25 protein-coding genes are annotated in these 25093 nt (G+C 63.8%); 18 read left to right on the top strand and 7 right to left on the bottom strand.

Features of this window, described 5'->3' with window-relative positions; translation table 11 throughout:
- Positions 1–84 precede the first annotated feature (84 nt).
- Complete coding sequence (locus AC56PL_RS13670) at positions 85–1323, top strand: TetR/AcrR family transcriptional regulator (protein WP_497154159.1); 1239 nt, start codon at positions 85–87, stop codon at positions 1321–1323.
- Positions 1320–2300, top strand: a complete 981-nt coding sequence (locus AC56PL_RS13665) for an adenylate/guanylate cyclase domain-containing protein (protein ID WP_495514207.1) — start codon at positions 1320–1322, stop codon at positions 2298–2300. Before AC56PL_RS13670 ends, AC56PL_RS13665 begins: the two co-directional genes overlap by 4 nt.
- Before the next feature lie 51 nt (positions 2301–2351).
- On the opposite strand, the gene AC56PL_RS13660 is transcribed toward AC56PL_RS13665, so the two are convergent.
- The 3 genes from AC56PL_RS13660 to AC56PL_RS13650 all read right to left on the bottom strand — a co-directional run bounded on the left by AC56PL_RS13660 (position 2352) and on the right by AC56PL_RS13650 (position 5106).
- The gene (locus AC56PL_RS13660; protein ID WP_497154158.1) at positions 2352–4286 is read right to left on the bottom strand and encodes an oxidoreductase; all 1935 of its coding nucleotides are present in this window, start codon (positions 4284–4286) and stop codon (positions 2352–2354) included.
- A 61-nt stretch (positions 4287–4347) separates the two neighbouring features.
- Positions 4348–4725: a hypothetical protein gene (locus AC56PL_RS13655; RefSeq protein ID WP_495514205.1), complete on the bottom strand. Its 378-nt coding sequence runs from the start codon at positions 4723–4725 to the stop codon at positions 4348–4350.
- 3 nt (positions 4726–4728) lie between these two features.
- Complete coding sequence (locus AC56PL_RS13650; protein WP_495514204.1) at positions 4729–5106, bottom strand: nuclear transport factor 2 family protein; 378 nt, start codon at positions 5104–5106, stop codon at positions 4729–4731.
- 94 nt (positions 5107–5200) lie between these two features.
- On the opposite strand from AC56PL_RS13650, the gene AC56PL_RS13645 reads away from it, so the two are divergent.
- The 16 genes from AC56PL_RS13645 to AC56PL_RS13570 all read left to right on the top strand — a co-directional run bounded on the left by AC56PL_RS13645 (position 5201) and on the right by AC56PL_RS13570 (position 20610).
- Positions 5201–6343, top strand: coding sequence for an acyl-CoA dehydrogenase family protein (locus AC56PL_RS13645; protein WP_497154157.1), 1143 nt, complete (start codon positions 5201–5203; stop codon positions 6341–6343).
- A 93-nt stretch (positions 6344–6436) separates the two neighbouring features.
- A complete protein-coding gene (locus tag AC56PL_RS13640; protein ID WP_495514202.1) occupies positions 6437–7225 on the top strand; it encodes an enoyl-CoA hydratase-related protein in 789 nt (262 codons plus the stop codon).
- A gap of 34 nt (positions 7226–7259) precedes the next feature.
- Positions 7260–7658: an OB-fold domain-containing protein gene (locus AC56PL_RS13635; RefSeq protein WP_495514201.1), complete on the top strand. Its 399-nt coding sequence runs from the start codon at positions 7260–7262 to the stop codon at positions 7656–7658.
- The gene (locus AC56PL_RS13630; RefSeq protein ID WP_495514200.1) at positions 7655–8806 is read left to right on the top strand and encodes a thiolase C-terminal domain-containing protein; all 1152 of its coding nucleotides are present in this window, start codon (positions 7655–7657) and stop codon (positions 8804–8806) included. The genes AC56PL_RS13635 and AC56PL_RS13630 overlap by 4 nt, the downstream gene beginning before the upstream one ends.
- 27 nt (positions 8807–8833) lie before the next feature.
- Positions 8834–10042, top strand: a complete 1209-nt coding sequence (locus AC56PL_RS13625) for an acyl-CoA dehydrogenase family protein (RefSeq protein WP_497154156.1) — start codon at positions 8834–8836, stop codon at positions 10040–10042.
- Entirely contained in the window at positions 10039–10998 is a 960-nt protein-coding gene (locus AC56PL_RS13620; protein WP_495514198.1) for a phosphotransferase, read from the top strand. Before AC56PL_RS13625 ends, AC56PL_RS13620 begins: the two co-directional genes overlap by 4 nt.
- A 29-nt stretch (positions 10999–11027) precedes the next feature.
- A complete protein-coding gene (locus AC56PL_RS13615) occupies positions 11028–12230 on the top strand; it encodes an acyl-CoA dehydrogenase family protein (protein ID WP_497154155.1) in 1203 nt (400 codons plus the stop codon).
- Entirely contained in the window at positions 12227–12985 is a 759-nt protein-coding gene (locus AC56PL_RS13610; RefSeq protein WP_495514196.1) for a glucose 1-dehydrogenase, read from the top strand. Before AC56PL_RS13615 ends, AC56PL_RS13610 begins: the two co-directional genes overlap by 4 nt.
- A 33-nt stretch (positions 12986–13018) precedes the next feature.
- On the top strand, positions 13019–13807 hold the full coding sequence (locus AC56PL_RS13605) for an SDR family NAD(P)-dependent oxidoreductase (RefSeq protein ID WP_497154154.1): 789 nt from the start codon (positions 13019–13021) through the stop codon (positions 13805–13807).
- The gene (locus AC56PL_RS13600; protein ID WP_497154153.1) at positions 13807–14856 is read left to right on the top strand and encodes an NAD(P)-dependent alcohol dehydrogenase; all 1050 of its coding nucleotides are present in this window, start codon (positions 13807–13809) and stop codon (positions 14854–14856) included. Before AC56PL_RS13605 ends, AC56PL_RS13600 begins: the two co-directional genes overlap by 1 nt.
- A 68-nt stretch (positions 14857–14924) precedes the next feature.
- Complete coding sequence (locus AC56PL_RS13595) at positions 14925–16427, top strand: class I adenylate-forming enzyme family protein (protein WP_497154306.1); 1503 nt, start codon at positions 14925–14927, stop codon at positions 16425–16427.
- Positions 16428–16475: 48 nt separating this feature from the next.
- Positions 16476–17099 carry a TetR-type transcription factor C-terminal domain-containing protein gene (locus AC56PL_RS13590; protein WP_495514193.1) on the top strand — a complete coding sequence of 208 codons (624 nt, stop codon included), beginning with the start codon at positions 16476–16478 and terminating at the stop codon, positions 17097–17099.
- 68 nt (positions 17100–17167) lie between these two features.
- The gene (locus AC56PL_RS13585; protein WP_497154152.1) at positions 17168–17503 is read left to right on the top strand and encodes an EthD family reductase; all 336 of its coding nucleotides are present in this window, start codon (positions 17168–17170) and stop codon (positions 17501–17503) included.
- A 10-nt stretch (positions 17504–17513) separates the two neighbouring features.
- Positions 17514–18530 (top strand): MBL fold metallo-hydrolase, encoded by a 1017-nt coding sequence (locus tag AC56PL_RS13580; protein WP_497154151.1) that lies wholly within the window; start codon positions 17514–17516, stop codon positions 18528–18530.
- Between the two features lie 72 nt (positions 18531–18602).
- A complete protein-coding gene (locus AC56PL_RS13575) occupies positions 18603–18812 on the top strand; it encodes a hypothetical protein (protein WP_495514190.1) in 210 nt (69 codons plus the stop codon).
- Between the two features lie 226 nt (positions 18813–19038).
- Entirely contained in the window at positions 19039–20610 is a 1572-nt protein-coding gene (locus AC56PL_RS13570) for an HNH endonuclease signature motif containing protein (RefSeq protein WP_497154150.1), read from the top strand.
- 8 nt (positions 20611–20618) lie between these two features.
- On the opposite strand, the gene AC56PL_RS13565 is transcribed toward AC56PL_RS13570, so the two are convergent.
- From AC56PL_RS13565 to AC56PL_RS13550, 4 genes are read right to left on the bottom strand one after another with little or no spacing between them, the layout of a single operon-like run.
- Positions 20619–21374, bottom strand: a complete 756-nt coding sequence (locus AC56PL_RS13565; RefSeq protein WP_497154149.1) for an SDR family NAD(P)-dependent oxidoreductase — start codon at positions 21372–21374, stop codon at positions 20619–20621.
- 48 nt (positions 21375–21422) lie between these two features.
- The gene (locus AC56PL_RS13560) at positions 21423–23123 is read right to left on the bottom strand and encodes an ABC transporter permease subunit (protein ID WP_495514187.1); all 1701 of its coding nucleotides are present in this window, start codon (positions 23121–23123) and stop codon (positions 21423–21425) included.
- Complete coding sequence (locus AC56PL_RS13555) at positions 23120–24286, bottom strand: ATP-binding cassette domain-containing protein (protein ID WP_495514186.1); 1167 nt, start codon at positions 24284–24286, stop codon at positions 23120–23122. The genes AC56PL_RS13560 and AC56PL_RS13555 overlap by 4 nt, the downstream gene beginning before the upstream one ends.
- Positions 24283–25071, bottom strand: a complete 789-nt coding sequence (locus AC56PL_RS13550; protein WP_497154148.1) for an SDR family NAD(P)-dependent oxidoreductase — start codon at positions 25069–25071, stop codon at positions 24283–24285. The genes AC56PL_RS13555 and AC56PL_RS13550 overlap by 4 nt, the downstream gene beginning before the upstream one ends.
- Positions 25072–25093 lie beyond the last annotated feature (22 nt).

Raw genomic sequence — 25093 nt, 5'->3', positions numbered from 1 at the left:
GCTAACGCGCTGTAACTTATTTGACCATACCCCGAGTACAGACATGCATTCAAGGGTCCAACCATGCGCTAGGGTTGATTCACAATGTCTTCGAATCCCGATGTCGGATCCGGCCGGTCGGCGAGTCGCACTCGCCGCCCTGCCGACCGCAAACGCCAGCTCGTCGACCGCGCCGCCGTGCTGTTCCTCGCGCGCGGATTCGACCATGTCTCGGTGACCGACATCGCCAAGGCGGCCGGGGTGACCGGCCCATCGATCTATCGGCATTTCAGCGACAAGCAGGCCATCCTCTTCGCCGCGGTGATGGCCGGGATCGAAGAAATCGAGACCTGCACCGACACCGCCCTGTCCCCCGCGGCCGACGGCGAGGTCCCCATCGGCAAGGCCATCGAGAAACTTTGCGCCCTCGGCGTCACCAACCCGAATGCGGCGGCGCTGTGGCGCTGGTCGTCGGCCCACCTGTCACCGGAGCAGAACGATGAGGTGGCCCGCCGAACCCATAAGGTCCTGCACCGGTGGTCCGGCGCGGTCTTCTCGCATCGAATCGGTCTGTCATCCCGCGACATCGACCAGCTCGCGTGGACCATCCTCAGCGTGAACGGCAGCGTTTCGGTTCACCGGACACGCATCTCCACCTCCCGTGCGGTGGCCCGATTGGTTGTACTGGTCGACCGTGTTGTCGAACTGAGTCCGGGCCTGGCCCGGCCCATCGATCCCCTGCCAAGGGCACTGGCCGAGCCCTCCGGACGACGCGACGAAATCCTGGACGCCGCTGCGGAACTGTTCGCCCAACGCGGTTTCGCCACGGTCGGTGTCGACGAGATCGGTGAGGCGGTCGGAATCTCCGGACCCAGTGTGTACAACCACTTTCCGAGCAAACAGGCCATCCTCATCGGCATCAGTCAGCGCAGTGCGAACCGACTGGAGGCCAGCGCGATCGCCGCCTATTCGGTGGCCCATGACCCGACCGCGCTGCTCGGCCTACTGATCGATTCCTACGTTCAGGTGCTCACCGCAACACCGGATCTCTCTGTCTCCTTCAACAGTCGTAGCGTGCTCGAGAGCTTCGACAATGGCGATCTGATCACCTATCAGCGCCGGTACGTGGCACGCTGGGTCAACCTGGTCGAACAGATCGAGACCGACCTTCCCACCCCGGAGGCCGCAGTGACCGTGCACGCAGCACTGACAATCGCGAACGACGCCATGCGCTTGCGGCGCAACTGGAATCGTCCCGAGATGCCGGCTTTGCTGGCCTACCTGATGAAAGGCGTCCTCGGACTGCCCCAGGTCCCGGCGGTCGCGGTTCGATCCGCGTCATGACCAAACCGCCGGACGTCGCAGGCCACGCCGGGATCACCGCCGAATCGATCGAGTCGAATCTCCTCGGCGGTGAGCGACTCTTCACACTCGAAGACATGTCCGCGGCTCTGAACATCTCGGAAGAACACGCCCGCCGGGTGTGGACGGCTTTCGGGTTCACCATGGACAACAGCGACGACAAATTGTTCACCGCCGACGATGTGCAGGCCCTGCAACTGGTCCACGCGGTCGACGCGGATCGATCGCTCGAGTTCGAGGTGGCGATGGCACGCACCCTCGGCCAGACGATTTCGCGCCTGACCGATTGGGAGGCACACAACATCGCCGACCGCATCCGGTCCGACGCCGAGGCCGGCCGGGAGAGCCTCGACCTGGCCATCATGGTCAAGGCCGTTCAGCGGGTGCAGACACTCGTCTGGCGGCGACATCTGGCCTCGGCGCTACAGAATGCCCTTGCCACCACCGACGGTGTGAACCGAACCCTCACAATCGGATTCGTCGACATCGTCGGATATACCAGCCTGTCGCGCCAGCTCGACATGAACGAGCTCGACAATCTGCTCGACCGCTTCGAGACCAACGCCTACGAGACGATCACCCTGCGCGGTGGTCATGTGGTCAAGACCATCGGCGACGCGGTCATGTTCGAGGTCGAAGACCCGATCTCCGCCGCCGAGATCGCTCTTGCGCTGCAACAGCTCTCCGCCACGCACGATCTGCCACCACTCCGCGTCGGGATGGCGCTGGGCACGGTGCTGACCCGCCTCGGCGACATCTTCGGCGAACCGGTCAACATCGCCTCGCGGTTGACCAGTTCAGCTCGCCCCGGCACCATCCTCGTCGACACCACACTGGCGTCGGCCGCCCAGCACGACCGCTATTTCTTCAAATCAATCGGTCCACTCAATGTTCGTGGCTACAAACGACTTCGGGCCCGCACCCTGGAATTGAACAAGAAAACTGCCTCGACCGACTGACCTGCCGTCGAGGCACTTACCCGGATAAGACCTCGGTCGCCACGTCAGCCGTCACAATTCGGCGCCGGTCCGATAGCCCTCCGCGATGGCATGACTCAGGCGACGAGGGGTGACTGCGTCACCGATCACGCTCACCGTGGGACCTGGTGCCAGTCCCAGGGATGAGACCGGAACACGCGGCTGATGCCAGACCGTGAGCACGTCACCCAACACAACATCGCCACCTCCGAAGACCGGCCGCAGGACCAACGGGGCCGAGGGTTCCTCGGAAACCACCAGCGAGCTACCCACCCTGAACTCAACACCTGCCCCGCCGAGACGCCCGAGGAGCGGTGCCGCACTTTCAGCGGGGATCCTGGAGGCCAACGCGGTGAGCGGGGTGGCAAGCGTGACCTGCCAGCCGCGCTGGGCCAATGCCTCGGCCGCACTGTAAGCGGGCCAGAAGCCGTCACCTTCGTCGAAGACCACGGCCCGACGACTCTCGACCTCGGGCACCCGCCCCATCAGCACATCATCAACGGTCGCCGCGGGCCGCCCGTCCAGACCCGCCGGTAAGTCCGCGGGCCGGGAGCCGGTGGATACGATCACGTGATCGGCTGCATCGAGAATGGCGGAAACATCGTCGACATCGATTCCGGCAGAGAGATTCACGTCGACCTTGAGACGCCTGAGTTCGCGCTGCAGGTAGTCGATGACGTCGATCAAGGTAGCTCGGTGGGGTGCCGCTGCAGCCACTCCGAGCGCGCCTCCGAGCACCGTGTCCCTCTCGAACAGGGTTACCCGATGCCCGCGGCCTGCGGCGACGCGTGCGGCTTCGAGGCCACCGGGACCTCCTCCGATGACATAAATCTCTTTGGTTCTCGGCGCCGTTGCGCCCACCCCGGGATGCCGGCCACGACCGACTTCTGCATTGACCGCACAGTGCAGGTGCGGATCGAATGCCCGGCAGTCTTGATTGATACCCAGGCAACCACGGATCTCGTCCAACCGCCCCGTTTGGGATTTGATGGGCAGATCGGGATCGGCAATGAGCGCCCGGGCCATTCCCACCATGTCGACATGCCCGGATTTGATCGCATGGTCAGCGGTGGCCGCATCGCGGATCCGTTGGCCGACAAGGGTGGGAATGCCCGTTGCGGCGCGCACCCGCGATGCCGACGGTATCGCCACGGCATCCGGATTGGTCGAATCCTTCACATACTTGCCACGGGTTCCGTGGGTGATGCTGAAGTAGTCGATGCCCAGCTCGGTCAGATTCTCGGCAACTCGGACACAGTCCTCGATGTTCATCCCGCCGGCGATCTCTTCTTCGCCACTGAGTCGCACACCAAGAAGGAAACCAGGCGGAATCACGGATTGCATCGCCTCGATCACCAAGCGGGTGAAGCGCATTCGGTTTGCGAAGGAACCACCGAAATCATCTGTTCGCTGATTCGACAGCGGTGACATGAACTGGGCCGGGAGATAACCGTGTGCCGCATGGACTTCGACTCCGTCGACGCCGGCCTTCACCAGATTCTGCGTCGAGATCCGCCAGCCCTCCACGATGTCGTCGATCTCGGCCACTGACAACTCGTGCGGCGGATACGCGTCTCGCACGGTCTTGATCGCAGATGGAGCTGAGGGCGGGGCATCCGATTCTCCGCCGATGAACTCTCGGCCGAGGTGACACAGCTGAACCACGAACCGCGCTCCATGCCGATGAATGACTTTCACCTTTTCCGCTGTGGCGGGCACGAATTCGTCGATATAGGCCTCGATGAGCTTCCGTGAGCGAAGCGTTGTCGTCGGGTGGACCACCGTGGCACCACCGATCACCAGGCCGACACCGCCGGCCGCGATTCGTTCAAAGTGCTCCGCATCCCCGTGGGTCGGAACACCTTTCACCGCCATACTCGTCCCGGCCGGCAACGCCACCAATCGATTTTTGAGCGAGACCCCGCCAAGGTCATACGCCGAAAACAGGTGGGGAAACTCGTTGCCCATCTATTCACTCTCTTCTTCTCGTCACCACAACTTGCCGTCACCCACGTCGCACGCCCTCAACTCAGGCGAACGAGATCTCGGGGGTGCGGCAGATGAGCAGGCGCCGAACCTTGCCTTCGCCGTTCAGCTGCGCAGAAGCGTTGAACGATGCCTCGAACTCGCCGCCGCGTACCGTCCGCCCGAGGACCAGTTCCACTTGTCCGACAAGGGAACCCGCGTCGATGTGGTGGATCAGGACACTCTTTTCCCGCTGCGCCAGGTAAGCGATGAGACCGGCGTGGTCGCCCACGAATTCCGCGGCCTGACCACCGCCTTTGGAGAACTGCACCGACATCTCGAAGTCGTCGGTGACCATGGTCAGAACCCGGTCGGGATCGTCGGAATCCATGTACTCGAACCACTGCGCGAGAACCGGTGTCGAGATGGCGGTATCGGTCATGGGTCAGACTCCTTCTGTAGTCAGGGCAGGGTTGGGAAGCAACGAGAACTCGGCGTCGAACGACACCTGGTAGCGGTCGACGAGTCCGTCGGCGCCGACATGCATCACGCCGACGAAATACCCGGTTGTCACACCATCGTCGGTCACCTCACCGTGAGCGAATTGCAAGTCGTTGGCGACCGCAACCCGCTGGACCACGTGTTTGCGTTCCACCGGTGGACGTCCCTGCAGGTAGCCGAGCATGACCGCACGACCCCGGTCGTGCTTGGTGCCGGTCGGCAGCACCATGGCGAACTCGACGTCGTCGGCCAGCATCGCGACCGCATCTTCGAGGCGACCGCTGTCGACGGTGGCGTAATACTTCTCGATCTCAGAACTCATGAAATGAACTTAGTTCGGTTAACCCTTCCTTGTCGAGAGCGCGCCGGGTTACTGTGAAAACTAACCGAACTGAACTCACGTCAATTGGAGCGATATGTCCACGTCCCCAGCCTTCGAGGTACCTTGGCCCCGATCTGAGCCCTCCACACTGACCCCCGGGACCGAACAGGCAGAACTGCGGGACGCGATCCGCGGTCTGTTCGGAAAGCACAGCAGCATCGAGCAGGTTCGCGCCGCGGCCGACTCCCCCAGCGGATATTCACCCGAGCTCTGGCGGCAGCTTGTCGACGACATGTCGGTGACAGCGCTTGCGGTTCCCGAGGAGCGCGGCGGACTGGGCTACGGCATGGTCGAACTCGGGATCATCCTCGAAGAATGTGGTCGCAGCCTGGTCTGCGAGCCGGTCTACACATCGGCGGCCGTGGGGGTTTCCGCTCTTTTGTCGGCCACCGCCGACAAAGATCTCGCCGAGCTGCTCGACAACGTTCTCTCCGGCACCTCGATCGCCACCGTCTCATCACTGACACCCGAGACCGACGACGTAAGGGCGCACGAGAACGGCGAGATCTGGACACTGTCCGGCACAGCGACGCACGTGCTCGGCGGCGCGGGTGCCGACGTGATCATCTTGTCCGCCGAGACCGCAGCCGGCCGCCGCCTGTTCGCCACCACACCGGGCGAGCAACTGTCCGCATCGGACCGCGAGGTCATCGACCCGACCCGGCGGCAAGCAGACCTCACTCTGCGCGAATCTCCGGCGATCCCGCTGACCACCGTGGCCGACCACGACCGGGTCTGCACCCGACTGCAGGACCTCGCGACGCTCGCACTGGCCTGCGAAAACACCGGCATCGTCGACGTATTGCTGGAGATGACCGTTCAGTACGTTCAGACCCGACACCAGTTCGGACGCCCCATCGGATCGTTCCAGGCCGTCAAACACCGATTGGCCGATGTCCTGCGCGAACTCGAACGAGCCCGTTCTGCCTGCCGCTACGCCGCGGCGGTCTACGACGAGGATCCGGCCAGTGCCCGCCTGGCGATCGCCGTGGCCGGGGCCGTCTGCACCGACGCCGCCATCACGGCGGCCGCCGAAGCCGTCCAACTCCATGGCGGTGTCGGTTTCACGTGGGAACACCCCGCCCACTCCTACTTCCGGCGGGCCATGGGAAACGAAGCACTACAGGGAGATTCGCGTGCCCACCGGGCCCGGATCGCCAACCTGATCGGAATCTGAACTCAGTTCAGGTCAGGTATTGACGTGAATCACACCCGTGGTTAATACTGAAGTGAATCCAGTTCAACTTGTAGTCAAACGAAAGGGTCAATCATGATCGACACCGACCACATCCTGTTGGAAAAAGACGGCGAAGTCGCCCGCGTATGGCTGAACCGCCCGCACAAGAAGAACGCGGTCACCGTGGAGCTGCTGCACCGTCTCGACGAGATCATCGTCGAGGTCGACAACGACCCGAACCTCAAGGTTCTGGTCCTGCGCGGCGTCAACAACACCTTCTGCTCGGGCTTCGACCTCGATGAGCTGCTGTCCGACTTCATCGGCAGCACGACCGCGATGGACGTCGCCGTGCTCTCGGCCAAGGTCTGTGACCGCCTCTACTCGATGAACACCCCCTCGGTCGCAGTCCTCGAGGGCTACGTCACCGCCGGCGGCTTCGAGCTGATGATCTCGTGTGACTTCGCAATCGCATCTGACGACGCCAAAATCGGTGACTTCCACATCCGTCGCGCACTGTTCGGTGGCGCCGGCCCGATCTACCGCCTGCCCCGCATGATCGGCATCCGTAAGACCAAGGAGCTCATGCTCACCGGCAAGCTGCTCTCGGGTCAGGAAGCCTCCGCTTTCGACCTGATCAACGATTCGGCACCGGCCGATCAGCTCGACCAGCGCGTCGAGGATTTCATCGCGACTCTGACCGACAAGAGCCCGTTCATGATGAAGCTCACCAAGATGTGCATCGACCGGGGCCTCGACGCCGACATCCAGTCGCTGATGGTCATGGAACACCTCGCTGTGGGCAACGCCCTGCAGTCCGAAGACGGCAAGGAAGGCGTCACCGCATTCCTCGAAAAGCGCGAGCCCAAGTGGGTCGGTCGCTGATCTTCCGTCAGATCTTCAACCCGAAGGGATAGACATGGACGAGGCGTCGACGTCGTCGGAGACCTCCACCGCCGCGGTACTCCGCGGCAGCAAATGCTCGGTCTGTGGCACCGTCGGTTTTCCGGCGAGCACGATGTGCAGCAGATGCGTGACCCCGACCGCAGATCCACTGGATCTGAGCACCGAGGGTGTGGTGTGGGCGTACACGATCCAGCGCTTCCCGCCCAAGTCGCCGCCGTATGTCCCACCGACAGAGGGCTTCTCGCCCTATGCGGTGGGCTACGTCGAACTCCCCGAGGGCATCAAGATCGAGGCACTCCTCGACTGCGATGATTTCACCGAACTGGACCGGGCTCCGGTGAGCTTGATCGCAAGCTCACCGGTGCCCCGGTTCGCAGTCGGACGCTTCACCACGCAAGGAGCTCCCCAGTGACACAGCCCGTTTCCATCGTCGGAGCCGGACTCTCCAAGTTCGGACGGCAGCCCGGTGTCACCGGACGCGACATGGCCGTCACCGCGATCAACCGGGCGCTCGTCGACGCCGGACTGACCTGGCCCGATGTGCAGGTCGCGTTCGGCGGCAGCGACGGATCCGGCCTCGCCGACACCCTCGTCGCCGAATTGGGCTTCACCGGAATCCCTTTCACGAATGTCAAGAACGGTTGCGCGACCGGCGGTAGCGCCCTGTTCTCCGCGGTCAACGCCGTCCGGGCCGGTGCCGCCGACATCGCACTGGCGGTCGGTTTCGACAAGCACCCCCGCGGAGCCTTCGACCCCCGCCCCGAAGAGTGGGGTCTGCCATCCAGCTACGGCGATGCCGGCCTCATGGTCACCACACAGTTCTTCGGCGCCAAGATCTCGCGATACATGCGTCAGTACAACATCTCCGCGGAGACGCTCGCCCGGGTGGCCGAAAAGTCCTATCGCAATGGCACTCTCAATCCCAATGCCTGGCGGCAGGAAGCGATGTCCGCAGAAACCATCGCCAATGCGGACATGGTCAATGATCCGTTGACCCGCTACATGTTCTGCTCTCCAGGAGAAGGTGCCGCCGCGATCGTGGTCGCCAGTGCCGAGGCGCTGAAGCGAATCGATCGCACACCCGTCCACCTCCGGGCGATCACGCACCGCACCAGACGATTCGGCTCCTTCGAGGTCTTCAGCCCCGCCGTGCAGGGCAGTGGAGAGCCCACCAGTGTCAGCGCCGATGCCGCCAAAGCTGCATTCGAACAAGCTGGTTTGTCCCCGTCGGATGTCGACGTCGCCCAGTTGCAGGACACCGAGAGCGGCGCCGAGATCATGCACATGGCCGAATGCGGCTTCTGCGAACCTGGTGAGCAGGAAGAGATGATCGCCAGTGGCGCCACCGAGATCGGTGGACGAATTCCGATCAACACCGACGGTGGATGTATCGCCAACGGTGAGCCGATCGGCGCATCGGGCCTGCGACAGGTCCACGAGATCGTCACCCAACTCCGCGGTGAGGCCGGCGCCCGTCAGGTCCAGGGCACTCCTCGCGTCGGCTTCACGCACGTATACGGCGCACCGGGCATCAGTGCCTGCACCGTTCTGACCGTTTGATAAGACACAGGCGCAGAAGGTAATCCAGTGACAGCACAAACCCACCCCGATCTAGCCACCTTCACCGAAGAAGCGGTCTCGTGGCTGCAGAGCGTGGCGTCGACCCGCACCGAATCGGTCTGGGGTACCGGCTCCGATTCCGTGGCCGTCTTCGAGAACTGGACGGCCGCGCAGGAGCGCGAGCACACCGACGAGATCTCCCGCTACGAGAAGCTCAAATATGACGCCGGGTGGGGCGCCTTGAACTGGCCTGCCGAATACGGCGGCCGTGGCCTCCCGCTCTCCTACGTCCTGGCCTTCCGTCGCGCGGAAGAGGCCTTCGACATCCCGCGCCGCACCGAGATGTTCTCGGTGACACAGCAGTTGGTCGCGCCGACGATTGCCCAGTGGGGCACCGAAGATCAGAAGGAACGCTACGTGCGGGCGATGCTGCGCACCGATCTCATCGCGTGCCAGCTGTTCTCCGAGACCGAGGCCGGTTCCGACCTCGCCGCCGTCCGCACCAAAGCTGTTCAGAAAGACAACGGTTCGTGGCAGATCGACGGACACAAGGTCTGGACCTCTGGCGCACCGGTGTCCGACTTCGGTGTCGCGGTCTGCCGTACCGATCCGACCGTCGCCAAACATGCCGGCCTCACCGTCTTCCTGGTCCCGATGAATGCCGAGGGTGTCACCATCCGGCCGATCCGGCAGATGACCGGCGGCAGCTCATTCAACGAGGTGTACCTCGAAGGCGTCGCCCTCGACGACACCTACCGGCTCGGCCCGGTCGGAAAGGGATGGCAGGTCGCCCTCACCGTCCTGGCGGCCGAACGTCTCGACGGCGGTAACCTCGGGCTGGCCAACGCTGACCAGGCTGTGGCACTTGCCCAGAACCTCGGTCGCGAGCTGACCGAGATCGAGCGCCACAAGGTCGCCGATCTGGTGACGCGGAGCTATCTGCAGCGCGTCAGCAACATGCGAGTGGCCGGCGCCGTGGTCGCGGGCAACGACCCCGGCCCCGAAGCCTCGCTCGGAAAACTCCTGGCCACCGACACGATGGCCCGGACCTCCGAGGTAGCCCGCATGCTGCTCGGCCGCGACCTCGCCTCCGACTCCGGCCGATGGGGAACGTTCGCCTGGAGTGAGCACGTGCTCGGCGCGCCCGGATACAAGATCGCAGGCGGAACCGATGAGATCCAGCACAACATCATCGCCGAGCGCGTACTCGGCCTACCGAGGGAGCCACGGCCATGACGGGTCAGGACCTGAAATCCCGAGTCTCACAGCGGTTGCAGTCCGACTGCGGACTCACCATGACCGATTTCCAGGTGTTGCCCGGTGGACACTCCGGGCTGACCTATCGTGTCAGCACCTCCGGCCCGGACGTCGTGATCAAGGCGGTTCCCGAGGGTCAGCGCTCGATCGGCCGACATGACATGTTGCGCCAGGCCACAATCCTGAAGGCACTGGAGAACACCGACGTCCCTGTTCCCCGCATCGTAACGGTCGACGAGACCGAACCTGCCTGGTTCGCCATGGAGTTCGTCGCAGGCGAATCCCTCGAACCGGTACTCGACGACCCGGCGGTGGAACCCGAACTCGCCGCCGCGCGAATGCGCCGCGCAGCCGAGGTACTCCCCCTCCTGCACGCGGTCGACCTCGAGACCATTCCCGGTCTGGACGAACCCCTCTCGCCCGCAGACGAATTGGCACGCTGGGCACGCACCTTGGGCGCTGTCCCACCGGAACTCGTGGTCGGCGGCGCCGAGCTGCTCGCGCTCCTCGAAGCCGACATCCCCGAGCCCATCACCCCCACTCTCGTGCACGGCGACTACCGCCTCGGCAACATCATGTCCCGGGGCCTGGAACCGGTCGCCCTGATCGATTGGGAGATCTGGAGTGCCGGCGATCCGCGCGTCGAACTCGGCTGGTTCCTGGTCTTCGCCGACGGCACCAACTTCCCCGACGTGGGACGCGAGGTCCCCGGTCTGCCCAGCGAGGACGAGCTGATGTCGCTCTACACCGGCGGGGCCTCCGATCTGCCGGATCAGAACTGGTTCAACGCCCTTGGTCGTCTGAAGATGGCCGCGATCATGGGGCACAACCTGCGCCGCCATCGCGAGGGCCGCCACCACGACCCCGCTCAAGAGAAACTTCCGGCCACGATCAATCGACTGATCGAGACCGGCACCGCCCTGCTGCGCCGGTAGGCGTACACCTTCAAACCACAGGAGTCATCGTGGATTTCGCCTATTCCGCCCGCACCGAGGAACTGCTCGGCAAACTCGAAACCTTTATGGACGAGCACGTCTACCCCGCCGAAAAGGTGTATGACGAGCAGATCGCGGCCAACGAGAACCCGCACGAGCAGCCGCAGATCATGCGCGACCTGCAGGCCATCGCCCGCGAACAGGGACTGTGGAACCTGTTCATGTGCCACGACAATCTGGGCGCCGGACTGACCAACCTCGAATACGCACCGCTGGCCGAGATCGTCGGTCGCTCGATCATCGGCAACGAGACCATCAACTGCTCGGCACCCGACACCGGCAACATGGAGATCCTGGCCATGTTCGGCACCGAGGAGCAGAAGTCGCAGTGGCTGAAGCCATTGCTGGACTGCAGCATCCGTTCGGCATTTGCGATGACCGAGCCGTTCGTCGCGAGCTCGGATGCCACCAACATCACCTCGACCATCACCCGTGAGGGCGACGAGTACATCCTGAACGGCCGTAAGTGGTACACCTCCGGCGTCATGGACCCGGACTGCAAGCTCATCATCTTCATGGGCAAGTCCGACCCCGACGGTCCGACGTACCGCCAGCAGAGCATGATCCTGGTGCCCGCGGATGCACCCGGCATCGAGGTCCTTCGCGATCTGCCGATGTTCGGGTTCAAAGACCGTCTCGGACACGGAGAGGTCCAGTTCACCGACGTCCGGGTGCCGGCGAGCAACATGCTCGGCGCCGAGGGCGATGGTTTTGCCATCGCCCAGGGACGACTCGGACCCGGCCGGATGCACTACGCCATGCGGGCGATCGGTATGGCCGAACGCGCGCTGGACATGATGTGCAAGCGGTCGTTGGAGCGCATCGCCTTTGGCGGACCACTGTCCGATCAGGGTGTCGTCCGAGAGTGGATTGCCCGCAGCCGCATCGAGATCGACCAGATCAGGCTCCTGGTCCTGAAATCGGCATGGTTGATGGACACCAAGGGCAATGCTTCGGCCCGGTCGGAGGTCGCCGCGATCAAGGTGTCCGCCATGGAGGTCGCGCACAACGTAGTCAACCGCGCCGTGCAGACCTACGGTGCCGCCGGGGTCAGCGATGACACCATCCTTGCCCGCCTGCATGCCATCACCCGCGCGCTGCAGATTGCGGACGGCCCCAACGAAGTTCACCTGCGGACCATCGCCCGCCTGGAAGTGAAGAAGCACAAATGAGCACATCGGACCTGACCGGCAAGGTCGCCCTGGTCACCGGCGCGAGCCGCGGTCTGGGACTGGCCATCGCCAAGGGCCTCCTCGAGGCGGGCGCGACCGTGATCGTGTCCAGCCGCAAGATCGAGGCCTGCGAGGCAGCGGTTGCCACACTCGGCGACAGCGGACCCGGCACCGCACACCCCTTTGCCCTGCATGTCGGCAAATGGGAGAGCATCGAGCCGGCGGTCGATCAGATCATCGAGCAGTTCGGCAGCCTCGACATCGTCGTCAACAACGCCGGTATCGCCCCGCTGGCCGAGAACCTCGTCTCGGTCACCGAAGGCCTGTGGGACAAGACCATCGAGGTCAACCTCAAGGGTCCGTTCCGGCTGATGGCCGTTGCCGGTGAGCGCATGGTCAAAGCCGGTGGCGGATCGATCATCAACATCTCGAGCATCGGCGCCGAACGCCCCAGTCCGCCCGAGGCCATGTACGCCGCTGCCAAGAACGGCCTCAATGCCCTCACTCGGGCGTTCGCGCAGGAATACGGGCCCACCGTGCGGGTGAACTGTGTGATGCCCGGCGGTTTCGCCACCGACATGGCCGAGAATTGGGATGACGAGTTCATCGGCAAGATCGTCGACCGCCTGCCCGCCGGCCGGCTGGGACTGCCGGTGGAGATCGCCGGCATGGTGACCCATCTGGCCTCTGACGCAGCCGGTTACACCACCGGAGCCATCATCCCCGTCGATGGTGGCCGAACCGCGGTCTACTGATGTCGACTCCAACTGTGATGTACGGGAGAAGTGATGACTGACAACACCTCTGGATTGAATTCGATGCTGACCTCGATGTTCGGCCTGTCCGGCCGCGCCGCGATCGTCACCGGCGCCTCGTCGGGCCTCGGGCTGGGTTTCGCCCGCACGCTGGCGGCTGCCGGTGCGACGGTCTACGCCGCGGCCCGTCGTCTCGATCGGCTCAACGCACTGGCCGACGAGGTACCCGGCATCGTCCCGGTTCGTTGCGACATCACCGACGACAGCGACCGCAGGGCCCTGGTCGACGAGGTCTACACCACCTCCGGTCGCCTCGACATCCTGGTGAACAACGCCGGTATGCCCGGCCCACCGAATGCCGAAGACGAAACGGTCGACGGGTTCAACTCGATCCTCGAGGTCAACCTCGTCGCGGGTTTTCATCTCGCGACGTACGCGTCCACCCGTCTTCCCGAGGACGAAAAGGCCTCGTACATCAACATCTCATCGGTGATCGGGCTGGTGTCCACCGCCCCGATCGGCGGCGCCAGCTACGCCGCGTCGAAGGCGGGCACTCTCGGACTCACCCGCGAACTCGCAGGTCAATGGGGTCGACGGGGCATCCGCGTCAACGCAGTTGTCCCGGGCTGGTTTGATACCGAGATGACCGATGGCCTGTTCAGCAACGACAAGTCCGCCGGCTGGGTCCGCCGCAACACCATGCTCGGCCGCGGTGGCACCGAAGGCGAGATCAACGGTGCCGTGCTCTTCCTGGCCTCGGATGCCTCGTCGTACATGACCGGGCAGACCCTGATCGTCGACGGCGGCTGGACCGCACGCTGATGTTGGCCGTTCAGCTCACCGCCTGGCGCCAGTCACCCGTGGTCCGGGAGATCCCCGACCCCGTGCCCGGCGGCGAACAACTCTTGATCAAGGTCGGGGCGGCCGGATTGTGCCGCTCCGACCTCAGCGTGATGGACTCCCCGCCCGGCCGATTCGACTATCCGCTGCCGCTGACCCTCGGACACGAGGTCGCCGGAACAGTCATCGACGCCGGACCGGCGGGCGACCGCAGCCTGATCGGCGAATCCGTGGTGGTACACGGCATCTGGTCCTGCCGAACCTGCCGCAACTGCCGTCGTGGACGGCAGAATTACTGTCTCGAACTCGTGCCCCGACCCGATGGTCGGCTTTCGCCGATCGGCAACGGTCTCGGCCATCACGGCGGCCTCGCCGAGCTGATGCTGGTCCCGTCCGCCGATGTACTGGTCCCCACCGGATCTCTGCCCGCCGATCAGGCCGCGCCCCTGGCCGACGCCGGATTGACCGCCTACCACGCGATTGCAACCCACAAAGACCTGATCGACAGCGACACTGTTGCCGTGGTTGTCGGAATCGGCGGACTCGGCCACCTGGCAGTGCAGATCCTGCGGGCGTTCGGTGTGCGGCACATCATCGCCGTCGACAACCGCGCGCAGGGCCACGACCTGGCGCTCGAGTTGGGCGCGCAGACAAGCCATCTGAGCCTGGAAGCCGCCACCCCCGACATCACCGCACTCGGCGGCGCCGATGTGGTTTTCGACTTCGTCGGCGCACCTGCCACCGTCGAACCGGCACCTGCGCTGCTCGCCCCCGGCGGACGGATTGTTGTTGTCGGCACCGCGGGTGGCCGCCTGACTGTCGGCAAAGACCTTGGTATGCCCAATGGTTGGCAGGTCAATGCCCCGTTCTGGGGAACAACGGCCGATCTGCGCGACGTGGTCGCGTTGGCCCAGGCTGGCACCCTGCATTCCGAGGTCACGAGATTCGGCTTCGCAGACATCCCCGCGGCCTACCGACAATTACGTTCCGGCGCTTTCGCCGGCCGTGGGGTTCTGGTCCCCGGGGTCTGAGCTCCCACCTGAACGCGACACCGACAGCAACCGAAAGAGACAGCGCAGTGAAAATACTTGCACAGGAAATGGTCGCCCGGGCCCAGACCGATCCGGATTCCATCGCCGTCATCGACGAACTGGGCAACCACAGCCTCAAGACGGTGGTCGACGCTGCTCGCGAACTCGCCGACCGCATCGCCGCCATCGACGAGGCACCGCCGACCGCACTCATCCAGGCCGACAACACCTGGCAGACCCTGGCCACCGCGGTGGCCGTCGGGATGCGGGGCGGTCTGGTCGCCGTCTTCAGCCCGCACGCAACCGAATCCGAGTTCGATCTGGCTCTGGAAGACATCGCACCCGACATCGTTGTCGGCGACCCGGCATCGCTGGCTCATTGGGGCGTGGACACCGACCGGTTCGGCAACTCGGTTCAGGCCTTCGACAGCCGCCTGCTGCGATTCAACAAGGGCTCGGGCACAGCAGGATTCGGGGATATCGACCGCTGGCGGGGTGGTACCGCAATCGCGATGACCTCCGGATCGACCGGTCGGCCCAAATGTGTTGTGCAGTCCGAAGATGCCATTCGTTACGCCTGTCAGAGCACGATCGATACCGTCGGACTGCGGCCGGGCGAGGCCATCGGCGCATTTGTTCCGCTGTCGTCCGTTGCGGCCTTCTGCTTCGGCATGTATCTCCCCGCCTACCTCGGCGGACCTCTGGTCGCCATCGGGAAGTGGTCGCCCGCCGCAGCCGTGGACGCGATGGCGAAACACGCTGTCGCCTGGACGATGCTGGTTCCGACCATGGCACTTCAGCTGTCGGTGACCGAGGGTTCACAGGGCCGGCTGTCCAACGTGCGGGCACTGACCGTCGGTGGCGGACCGATGAACGAGCGCGCACTCGAAAACGCCGAGACCACACTGGGAACCACATTCCTGCGGGTCTTCGGAATGTCGGAGTGCCTCGGCCACACCACACCTGCACTCGATGATCCCCCCGCAATCCGGCTCGGCCGAGACGGCCGTCCGTTCCCGGGCACCACCGTGAGGGCCGTCGACACCAGTGGTGTCCCGGTGCCCACCGGCGAGATCGGTGATGCCCAGGTCAAAGGGCCGTCGATGTTCATCGGTTACGCCCGCGGTGGCAGCCCGGTTGCGCCCGCGCTGTCCCCCGACGGATTCCTGCCCACCGGCGACCTCGTCGAGGTCGGCGACGACGGCACCATCGCGGTGATGGGTCGCCAGAAACAGATCATCATCCGCGGTGGCCGCAACATCGACATCAACGAGATGGAGTCGGCCATCGCCGGGCTACCCGAAGTTGTCCAGGTATGTGTGGTCCCGGTCCCCGATGACATGCTCGGCGAACGCGCTGCGGCACTGGTGGTCACCCGCGGCGAGGAGCTCACCTTGGAAAGCGTGACGCACCAGCTCGCGGCAACCGACTTCCCGAAGTTCAAGTGGCCCGAGTACGTCTTCACGGTCGACGATCTGCCGCAGAATCGCGTGGGCAAGCTATCGCGACCGGACGCGGTGAGCCTGGCCACCGGCCTCGCATCCAGAATTGACCCTAATTCACCTCAGTGAGAGGTAGAGTCGGAACAGCCGTGTACATGCCAGACTCCAGGGGGCCCAATGACCACTGATACCGAGGTTCGTCGCGAGAGCCCGCGATCCAAACGAACCCTCATACTATCGGTGGCGATCGATCAGTTCGGCAAAGTCGGCTACGAACACACCAAATGGGCATCGATCGCCGACGAGGTAGGTATTGGCCAGACCGCGCTCTACCACTACTTCGAGTCGAAAGCGCACTGCCTTTTGACGATCATGCGCCTCGAATTGGCCGAATCCGCCGAACGGTTCACCGCCGCCACCGCCGGTATCACCGATCCCAAGGAAGCCCTACGTGCCGCGGTCGCCGCGTCACTCGAAGCAACTCCCACCGACGCATCGCAACGGCGAATCCTGCAGAACCACATGGATCTGCTGGCCACCGAGCGCCAGTCCGTCAAAGAAGAAGGCGAACGCCTCCGGTCGCGCGAGCTGGTCGGCGAGATCGAGCAGAACTGGACCGACCTGATCGCCCGCGGGATCAAATCCGGCGACTTCGTCGATTCCGATCCACATCTGCTGGGCCGCCTCGTGCTCGCCCTGGTCATCAGCATCTGGCGCTGGTACAGGCCCGGCGGCAAGATCACGCTCGACGAGATCACCACGCTGGTCACCGACGCGGCCATCCGGGTCGTCAGCAAGTAGATCGACCTCGACCGACGCTGCCCTCTCGTCGGCCGAACAGAATGAACTGAATTCACTTAGGAGTCTCGATGTACAACCTCATCCTCATCGCAGCGCGACCAACCGACTGGACCCACGAGCAGTTCATGACGTGGTGGCGGGGAGAACATGCCGACGTGACCTACCCACTACCCGGACTGCTGCGCTGGCAGCACACCGAACTACTCGAATCGTTCGGCGGCCGATCAGAAGGCTGGGATGGACTGTCGGTCTTGAGCTTTGAATCACGAGAGGCGCTTGAAACAGCACTGGCGAGCCCGCAGTGGCAGGCTGCTGTCGATCACGTCGGCACCATGGGCGGTCGACGAATGATGTGGTACGGCGACGAAAAGACGATGGTCCCGCTCGTCGCCAGCGAAGAATGACCACCTCAGGATGACAGTCGAGTGGGCGCAGGCCGGGTGCACGCAGATTGTCGATGGCGTGCACCGGATTCCGCTGCAGATGCCGCAGGACGGGTTGCGGGCGATCAATGTGTACGCCCTGGAGACCAGCAACGGGCTCGCCCTGATCGACGGTGGCTGGCACCGGCCTTCGACCCACGATGAACTCTCCGCCGCACTCGCCCGAATCGGGCGCACACCGTCGGACATCCACGATGTCTACGTCACCCATGTGCACCGCGATCACTACACCTTTGCCGTAGAACTGCGCCGCCGCCACGGATCTCGGGTTCATCTGGGGCGCGCCGAGGCGCCCGGCATCGATGCGATCACCCGGCTGGGCAGCAACGTCCCGGAGAGTTCGATCCGCGAGTTGCACCGAGCCGGTGACACCGCCATCGCCGAGCAGGCCTACCGCAGTTCGATCGACGAACCGTTCTTCGCCGGCGATTGGGAACTGCCGGACAACTGGCTCTCCCCCGGGTCGATCGACATCCCCGGACATTCCATCGTTGCCGTGCACACCCCCGGGCACACCAAGGGCCACCTGGTCTTTCACGACATCGATCGGCGTCTCTGTTACACCGGAGACCACGTTCTGCCGACCATCACACCGTCGATCGGTTTCGAACTCGGCGACTGGGAACTCCCCCTGGGCCGGTATCTACAGTCGCTGACAATGCTCCTCGACCACCCGGCGTCCGCCATGCTCCCCGCGCACGGTCCCGTCGGCAGCGATGTGCACACACGGTGCCTGGAACTGCTGGCCCATCACGACCGCCGCCTCGGCCAAACTCGCAGCACTGTCATCGAATTGGGTCCGAGCACGGGACTTCAGGTCGCCCAGAGTCTGACCTGGACGCGTCGCGACCGACGTTTCGCCGAGCTGGATTCTTTCAATCAGATGGTCGCCACGTGCGAGACCCTCGCCCACCTCGACGTCCTGGTCGACCGCGATCTGCTCTCGGTCACCGAGGACGACGGGGTTGATACCTTCAGCATCCGCTAAGCGGTTCGCTCATACACGACGTCACCACCAGTCGTCCGCCAATTCCAACGTCCGCTACGGCATCATGTCGATATGAAGATCACGGTTGACCTCGAAGGTCTCGAACTCAAGAACAACGGCATCACAATCCATGTCAAGGACAACAGCGGCAAACACATCGGGGATCTTCGCCTCGGACAAGCAAGTGGCGAGTGGCGACCAACGCGACGGCGTACGGCCGTCAAGTTCGACATGACCGAACTGGTGGACGTGCTCGAGCAGTGGTGGGACGACGAATCGTAGTACAGCAGTTAGTTCGCGAGCCCCATCCGAGCAACAAACGGCAATCGGATCGATTTCATTCATGTGCCAGGTTCTTGCCGCCTATGTCGAAACTCGCCCCATATGTAGGCCGCGCTCTCCGACATCAGATTCGTCCACAACTTCAGCCGTTGTTCTGAAATAGGTTTTGACCGCACGCAATCCAGCGATGCCGCCACTTGTCGGTGGGTGCTGATAGAACTGTTTCATGACCGCGGGGGTGGCACATCTCATCGACCGTATCGAGGGCATGGCCCTTGATGCGGAGGAGATCGTTGCTGTCCGTGAAGTGTTGTCCCGCAGACTTGTTGACATCTCGCTGGCGAACCTGTCAGACAAAGAGACCGTCGAACTCGCCCAAGCGATCGAAACCCAGAGTCGCCGTGATGAAGCCGTCAAAGTACGGGTCGCTGTCGAGCTCCGGGAACGCTCGGTCGCCGCCAAACAAGGGCTCAAACACAACAAGTTCCTGCGCCATCATTTACGGATTTCCACGACTCAGGCCAGCGCCCGGTCCAAACGCGCTGAACGCGTGGGCCAGTGGCACACCCCATCGGGTGAAGTCACGGCACCGGTGTACCCCAACACGTGGTCGGCGTTGCGCGATGGTGCGATCGGGGTGGCGCATTACAACGTCATCGATGACACATTGCGTAACCTGCCCGGCACGATCCGCAGCAACCTCGAACTGTGGTCCGACGGAGAAAGGCTGATGGCCGAGGCCGCCCGGAGGATGGACCCGGACGAGCTGAAAAAGGTGGGTCTGCACCTACATGCCCATCTGAACCCCGACGGCGAATTCGATGACGCCGACCGTGCGCAGAAGCGGGAACTGTCGGTATCCAAGCAGGGCGCAGACCACATGGCCGGGATCAAAGGCACTCTCGACCCGGCGACCAAAGCGCTGTGGGACGTGGTGGCCGCGAAATGGGCAGCCAAGGGCATGAACAATCCGAACGATCCGGACTCACCGACCGGCAACGCCGACAAGGCCGACAAAGACGCCCTCCGCGCCGCCGCCGAGCGCGATACCCGCACGCCGGGACAACGCAACCATGATGCGTTCAAGAAGCTGATGGAAATGGTCGTCGGGCAGGGCAAACTCGGTACTCACCGCGGTCTACCCGCGCAGGTCATCGTCACGATGACGTTGGAGCAACTCGAACAGGAAACCGGCCTGGCCACCACCGCCTCCGGCGGGGTCCTGGCCGTCAAGGATGCCCTCAAGCTCGCCGGAGTGAGCCGCAAGTTCTTGGCGTTGCTCGACGACAAACACCGCCCGCTATATCTGGGACGTGAAGAACGGTTGGCCACCGCAGACCAAAGACTCGCCCTTATTGCCGCCGAGCGGGGCTGTTCGCGTCCGGGCTGTGATGCCCCGGCCTCAGAGTGCGCGGTCCACCACATTCGGGAGTGGGCCAAAGGCGGTCGCACCGATATCACCGTGCTGACCTTGGTCTGTGGGCCTGATCATGCCCAGGTCACCGATGGTGATACCGGGTGGATCACCGAGATCATCACCGAAGGTACCGGCCCGCCGGGTTGGCAGGGACGGGTCGGGTGGCGCCACCGCGGATCGCTGGAACCATTGCAGCCGAACAACACTCATTTCCCGGAGAAATACTTCACCAACCCGGAGATGTGGAACCCGAACAGCGACGCCGACGCCGAATGGTTCCTGCAACGCGCGCGGGCAGCATTCGAGGAGAAAGCTGTAACCCCGCGGGAGTTCGCAGTCGATCTCGGCTGGCCCAATACCCCGTGGCGTTACGCTGCCTGAACCCCTGTTCAGTCAGCGGTCCAGCCGCCGTCGACGTACATTTCCGAACCGGTCACGAAGGTCGAGTCGTCGCCGGCCAGGAAAGCCACCATCGCTGCCACCTCCGACGCCCGGCCCAGCCGCCCCATCGGGGTGTGGGCGACCATGGACCGGTACCGATCGCTGCCCGCGTAGCGATCCAGCAGGGGCTGCGTCTCGATGAACCCGGGGTGCAGAGAGTTCACCCGCACCCCCTTCGTGGCCCAGTGCAGCGCAGCGTTTTTCGTCATCGTCCGCACGGCCCCCTTGGCGGCCGCGTAGGCGAAGCTGTTACCCAGTCCGCCGACGCTGCCGAGGATCGAACAGATGTTGACGATGGATCCGCCACCGCTCTGCTCGATGACCGCGCCTGCATGCTTCATCCCCAGCCAGGTCCCGGTCTGGCTGACCGCGATGACCCGGTTGTATCGCTCGAGGTCCTCATCGACCACGGTCTCCAGGCTGCCGATGGCGCCATTGTTCACCAGGGCGTCGATGCGCCCGTAGCGCCCACAGACGGATTCGACGACGCTCTGCCACTGCAATTCCTGAGTGATGTCGAGAGCGATGGGCTGGTGCCGATCAGGTTGCTCCTGAGAAGAAACCAGCGCCTCGCATGCCTGCCCATCCACATCGGTGGCCACCACACGGGCGCCCTCCGCGGCCAGTCGGGCAACGATCTCGATACCGATCCCGCCGGTGGCCCCCGTCACGAGGACAACCTTGTCGAGCAGTCGGGTGTTCATCGAAGTCACAGTCCCTGAATCCTTTTGGCTCACATTTTACCCGCCCGTCTACAGCTTGCTCAGCACGTTACGTCCGCCGAAGAGCATCGCGATCGCAACACCCACCGTGGTCACCGCCGTCATCAGCAGTGCCATCGCAGCGACCAACGGGTACGAACCGTTCTGCCACATGTCATAGAGCAGGGTGCCCATCACCTGGGTGGTCGATGCCCGGACGAGCAGCGAGGCGGCGAACTCATGGGTGAGCAGGATGAACATCAGCGCAACGGCACTGAGGATCGTGGGACGCATGAGCGGCAACATGATTCGCAGTGTGGTCACCATCGGTGAGGCACCACTGGTGGCCGATGCCTCGGTGTAGGTGTTGCCAAGCGCCAGCATCGATGTCATCTGCATGCGGACCGCGAACGGCAGCATCAGCACGATGTAGACCAGGATGATCACTGTCCGGGTGCCGTACAGGATGAACGGCGGCTCGGTGTACACCATCAGGAAGCCCACACCGAAGATCACGGCCGGGATACCGAGCGGCAGGGCCGTCATCAGATCTGCGATCAGTCCGAGGATCTTGAACCTGCGCCCTCGCACAAGGAGATTCGCGATCAGATAACCGATCGGTATACAGACGGCCACGGCCCCGATCGATGTCACGACACTGGTGATGACCGATTCCACGATCGCGTTGGTCGCGAAGAGTTCTCTGTAGTTGGCCAGCGTGAACAGGTCCCAGCTCAGCGAACCCGACCAATACGGAGTGAGCGAGACGATGATCAAGCCGACCAGCGGCAGCACCAAAGCGAACAGCGAGAAGATCGCGATCGTGGCAGCCGCCCACCTTCCGCCGCCGGTCGGATTGACGAAAGACTTTCCACCGTGGGTCACGAACCGTGACTGGTTGCCCAGCAGACCCTTCTGGATCAGGACCACCGCCAGGCCGAAGATCACCAGGGGGGATCCGGCGGCCGCAGCGGCGGCGAAGTCCGAAGGTGATTGCGAGACCCGCAGATACATCTCGGTGGTCAACACCTTCACACCGCTGTTCTGGCCGAGCATCAATGGTCCGGTGAACTGTCCCAGCCCGAGCAGCAACGCAATACCGCCACCGTAGATGAGCGATGGGCGCAGCAGTGGGAGAACGACTTTGAAGAAGATCCCGGCGGTCGACGAGCCGCTGGTCTGCGCTGCCTCGAGATGTTCGGAACTGATGTTCTGCATCCCCGAACTGACGAACAGGTAGACGAACGAGGTGAGTCCGAAGCCGGTGAGGATGATGATCCACGGCACGCTGTACACATCGACAGGCCCTGATTCGAGATCGCTCCACCACGGGAGTTTCCGGAGCAGCACGTTGAGATAGCCGGGCCCGGGCGAGAGCAGAAATGCCCAGCCGACAATGTTGGCGACCGCGGGCATGACGATCGGCAGGATCGGGATGACCTTGAGCCAGGAGAGTTTCTGTGGAAGGCGACTGGCCGCATACGCCAGCAGCGTGCCGAGCACCATCGCGATCACCAGCGAACCGACGGCCAACGCTCCCGTGGTCCAGAGTGTCTTCGCGATGTCATAACGACCGTATTGGGTCTTGTACCCCGCGGCACCGTCTTCGAAGGCCAGGATCTGCAGCCGGACCATCGGAAGCACGACGAGGTACGCCAGCACCGCCAGGATCACGAAGTACCCGATCCGGGCGCGCCAGTGGGAAGGGATCGTGAATGATCGCGCGGGTGCCGCTGCGATGGCAGTTGTCATGACGACATGCTCCCGCTGCCCGCCGCGACCAGGCCGGGTTCGGCTGCCGAGGTACCGGCCGGATCACCATAGACGCGCAAACTGTCCGGTGAGAAGCTGATGACCATCGGCGCACCGGCCGTCGTCTGACGCAGCCGAGCTCCATGATCAGAAGCCCTGGCCCGCAACGAGAGTTGCTCGGTTCCGGTCTTGACCATCACATCGAAGTACCGGCCACCGTATTCGTGATCGACCAACTCGGCGTGCAGTGCGACATTGCCTGCCGGCACATCCGAGAGCGACTCGTGCAGGAAGACGTCGTCCGGACGGAACCTGGCGACCGCACTCTCACCCTGGTCGGCCCGGTCGCGCACCACAGCGCCGCTCAGATCGATGATGTCACCGGCGCTGGTGATCCAGCCATCGTGACCCCGTTTGAGTTCGAGCCGGTTACCCATTCCGATGAACGCGGCCACGTACTCCGAAGCCGGCTTCTCGAAGACGTGTTCCGGGGCGTCGTACTGTTCGATCTTGCCCGACTTCATGATCGCCAACCGGTCACCCAGGGCAAACGCCTCAGCCTGATCGTGGGTGACGAAAACCGCTGTGAAACCCAGCTTCCGGTGTAATTGGTGAATCTGTGAGCGCACCTGGTCTCGCAGGCGGGCATCGAGGTTGCTGAGCGGTTCGTCGAACAGCACCAGGTCGGGCTGGGCCACCAGCCCACGGGCGACCGCGACGCGTTGCTGCTGGCCACCACTGAGTTGGGACGGGTACCGATCGAGCAGCGCCCCACAATCGACCATGTCGGCCGCGGCCTCGACCGCACCCTCCGAGATCGCCTGCTTCAGCTTGCGGACCTTGAGGGGGTACTTGATGTTCTCGCGGACCGTCATGTGCGGCCACAGCGCGTACGACTGGAACACCATGCCGATATTGCGCTTGTGCGCAGGAACATCGAGCTTCGCGCCGGAATCGAAGACCATCCTGTCCCCGAACGCGATCGACCCACCTTGCGGGGTCTCGAGTCCGGCCAGACAACGCAGCGTGGTGGTCTTGCCACACCCGCTGGGTCCGAGCAGGACCAGGAACTCGCCCTCCTCGATGTCGAGGTCGAGTTCATCGACGACCACATTTGTTCCGTAGGTCTTGTTCAGGCCCGAAACCTTGAATTGAGAGGTCATTTCGCGACTCCTTCTGTCGAGATCTTCGGTGTCCGGACGCCCGCTGCCTGACCGCCGTCGATGATCAGGTCGGTTCCGGTGATGTAGGCGCTGTCGTCGGTGGCGAGGAAGCGGATCGACTTCGCCACCTCTTCGGACGATCCCCGCCGCTGCATCGGAATGCTGCGGACGTAGGCCACGGTGTCATCGGCGGCAAAGTCCGGAACCGAGGTGATCTCCGTTTCGATGCTGCCCGGGCAGACCGCGTTGACCCGGATACCCCGGTCGGCGAGTTCCAGTGCCGCAACCTTTGTCAGTGCGCGCACACCCATCTTCGCGGCCCCGTATGCACCCAGTTCCGCGGTGGCCAAGACGCCGCGCAGTGACGCCAGGTTGACGATCGAACCACCGGCGGTCATCGCTTCGGCCGCGGCCTTGATGCCGAGGAAGGTACCGACCAGGTTGAGGTCGATCATCTTCCGGAACCCGTCCAGCGACGTCTGTTCGAGCGGCGCCTTGATCGCCGCACCGGCACTGTTGACCAGGACGTTGAGCACATGCTCATTCGCAGCCATGGCCGATGTGACCGCCGCCCAATCACTTTCATCGGTCACGTCGAGATGGAGATAGTGGGCGCTGGGCCCCAGCGCATCCGCCCGGGTCTGCCCCGCTGCGTCATCGACATCGGTGAGGTACACCGTTGCACCCTGCGCCGCAAACAGTTCGGCGCTCGCGCCGCCGATGCCGCCGGACGCGCCGGTCACCAATACGTTGATTCCGCGCAGCGAAGCTGCGGTGTCATCCATCTTCGTCGTACCTTTCGGGTTC

Source organism: Williamsia sp. Y721 (genome assembly GCF_059683565.1).
Note: the sequence above shows the minus strand (reverse complement) of the source record. Positions and strands in the feature narration are given on the sequence as shown.

What these genes read in the sequence shown, in the direction of transcription:
- AC56PL_RS13670 (WP_497154159.1), top strand. Translation starts at nt 85, where the DNA reads ATGTCTTCGAATCCCGATGTCGGATCCGGCCGGTCGGCGAGTCGCACT.
- AC56PL_RS13665 (WP_495514207.1), top strand. Translation starts at nt 1,320, where the DNA reads ATGACCAAACCGCCGGACGTCGCAGGCCACGCCGGGATCACCGCCGAA.
- AC56PL_RS13660 (WP_497154158.1), bottom strand. Translation starts at nt 4,286, where the DNA reads ATGGGCAACGAGTTTCCCCACCTGTTTTCGGCGTATGACCTTGGCGGG.
- AC56PL_RS13655 (WP_495514205.1), bottom strand. Translation starts at nt 4,725, where the DNA reads ATGACCGATACCGCCATCTCGACACCGGTTCTCGCGCAGTGGTTCGAG.
- AC56PL_RS13650 (WP_495514204.1), bottom strand. Translation starts at nt 5,106, where the DNA reads ATGAGTTCTGAGATCGAGAAGTATTACGCCACCGTCGACAGCGGTCGC.
- AC56PL_RS13645 (WP_497154157.1), top strand. Translation starts at nt 5,201, where the DNA reads ATGTCCACGTCCCCAGCCTTCGAGGTACCTTGGCCCCGATCTGAGCCC.
- AC56PL_RS13640 (WP_495514202.1), top strand. Translation starts at nt 6,437, where the DNA reads ATGATCGACACCGACCACATCCTGTTGGAAAAAGACGGCGAAGTCGCC.
- AC56PL_RS13635 (WP_495514201.1), top strand. Translation starts at nt 7,260, where the DNA reads ATGGACGAGGCGTCGACGTCGTCGGAGACCTCCACCGCCGCGGTACTC.
- AC56PL_RS13620 (WP_495514198.1), top strand. Translation starts at nt 10,039, where the DNA reads ATGACGGGTCAGGACCTGAAATCCCGAGTCTCACAGCGGTTGCAGTCC.
- AC56PL_RS13610 (WP_495514196.1), top strand. Translation starts at nt 12,227, where the DNA reads ATGAGCACATCGGACCTGACCGGCAAGGTCGCCCTGGTCACCGGCGCG.
- AC56PL_RS13605 (WP_497154154.1), top strand. Translation starts at nt 13,019, where the DNA reads ATGACTGACAACACCTCTGGATTGAATTCGATGCTGACCTCGATGTTC.
- AC56PL_RS13600 (WP_497154153.1), top strand. Translation starts at nt 13,807, where the DNA reads ATGTTGGCCGTTCAGCTCACCGCCTGGCGCCAGTCACCCGTGGTCCGG.
- AC56PL_RS13595 (WP_497154306.1), top strand. Translation starts at nt 14,925, where the DNA reads ATGGTCGCCCGGGCCCAGACCGATCCGGATTCCATCGCCGTCATCGAC.
- AC56PL_RS13590 (WP_495514193.1), top strand. Translation starts at nt 16,476, where the DNA reads ATGACCACTGATACCGAGGTTCGTCGCGAGAGCCCGCGATCCAAACGA.
- AC56PL_RS13585 (WP_497154152.1), top strand. Translation starts at nt 17,168, where the DNA reads ATGTACAACCTCATCCTCATCGCAGCGCGACCAACCGACTGGACCCAC.
- AC56PL_RS13580 (WP_497154151.1), top strand. Translation starts at nt 17,514, where the DNA reads ATGACAGTCGAGTGGGCGCAGGCCGGGTGCACGCAGATTGTCGATGGC.
- AC56PL_RS13575 (WP_495514190.1), top strand. Translation starts at nt 18,603, where the DNA reads ATGAAGATCACGGTTGACCTCGAAGGTCTCGAACTCAAGAACAACGGC.
- AC56PL_RS13570 (WP_497154150.1), top strand. Translation starts at nt 19,039, where the DNA reads ATGACCGCGGGGGTGGCACATCTCATCGACCGTATCGAGGGCATGGCC.
- AC56PL_RS13565 (WP_497154149.1), bottom strand. Translation starts at nt 21,374, where the DNA reads ATGAACACCCGACTGCTCGACAAGGTTGTCCTCGTGACGGGGGCCACC.
- AC56PL_RS13560 (WP_495514187.1), bottom strand. Translation starts at nt 23,123, where the DNA reads ATGACAACTGCCATCGCAGCGGCACCCGCGCGATCATTCACGATCCCT.
- AC56PL_RS13555 (WP_495514186.1), bottom strand. Translation starts at nt 24,286, where the DNA reads ATGACCTCTCAATTCAAGGTTTCGGGCCTGAACAAGACCTACGGAACA.
- AC56PL_RS13550 (WP_497154148.1), bottom strand. Translation starts at nt 25,071, where the DNA reads ATGGATGACACCGCAGCTTCGCTGCGCGGAATCAACGTATTGGTGACC.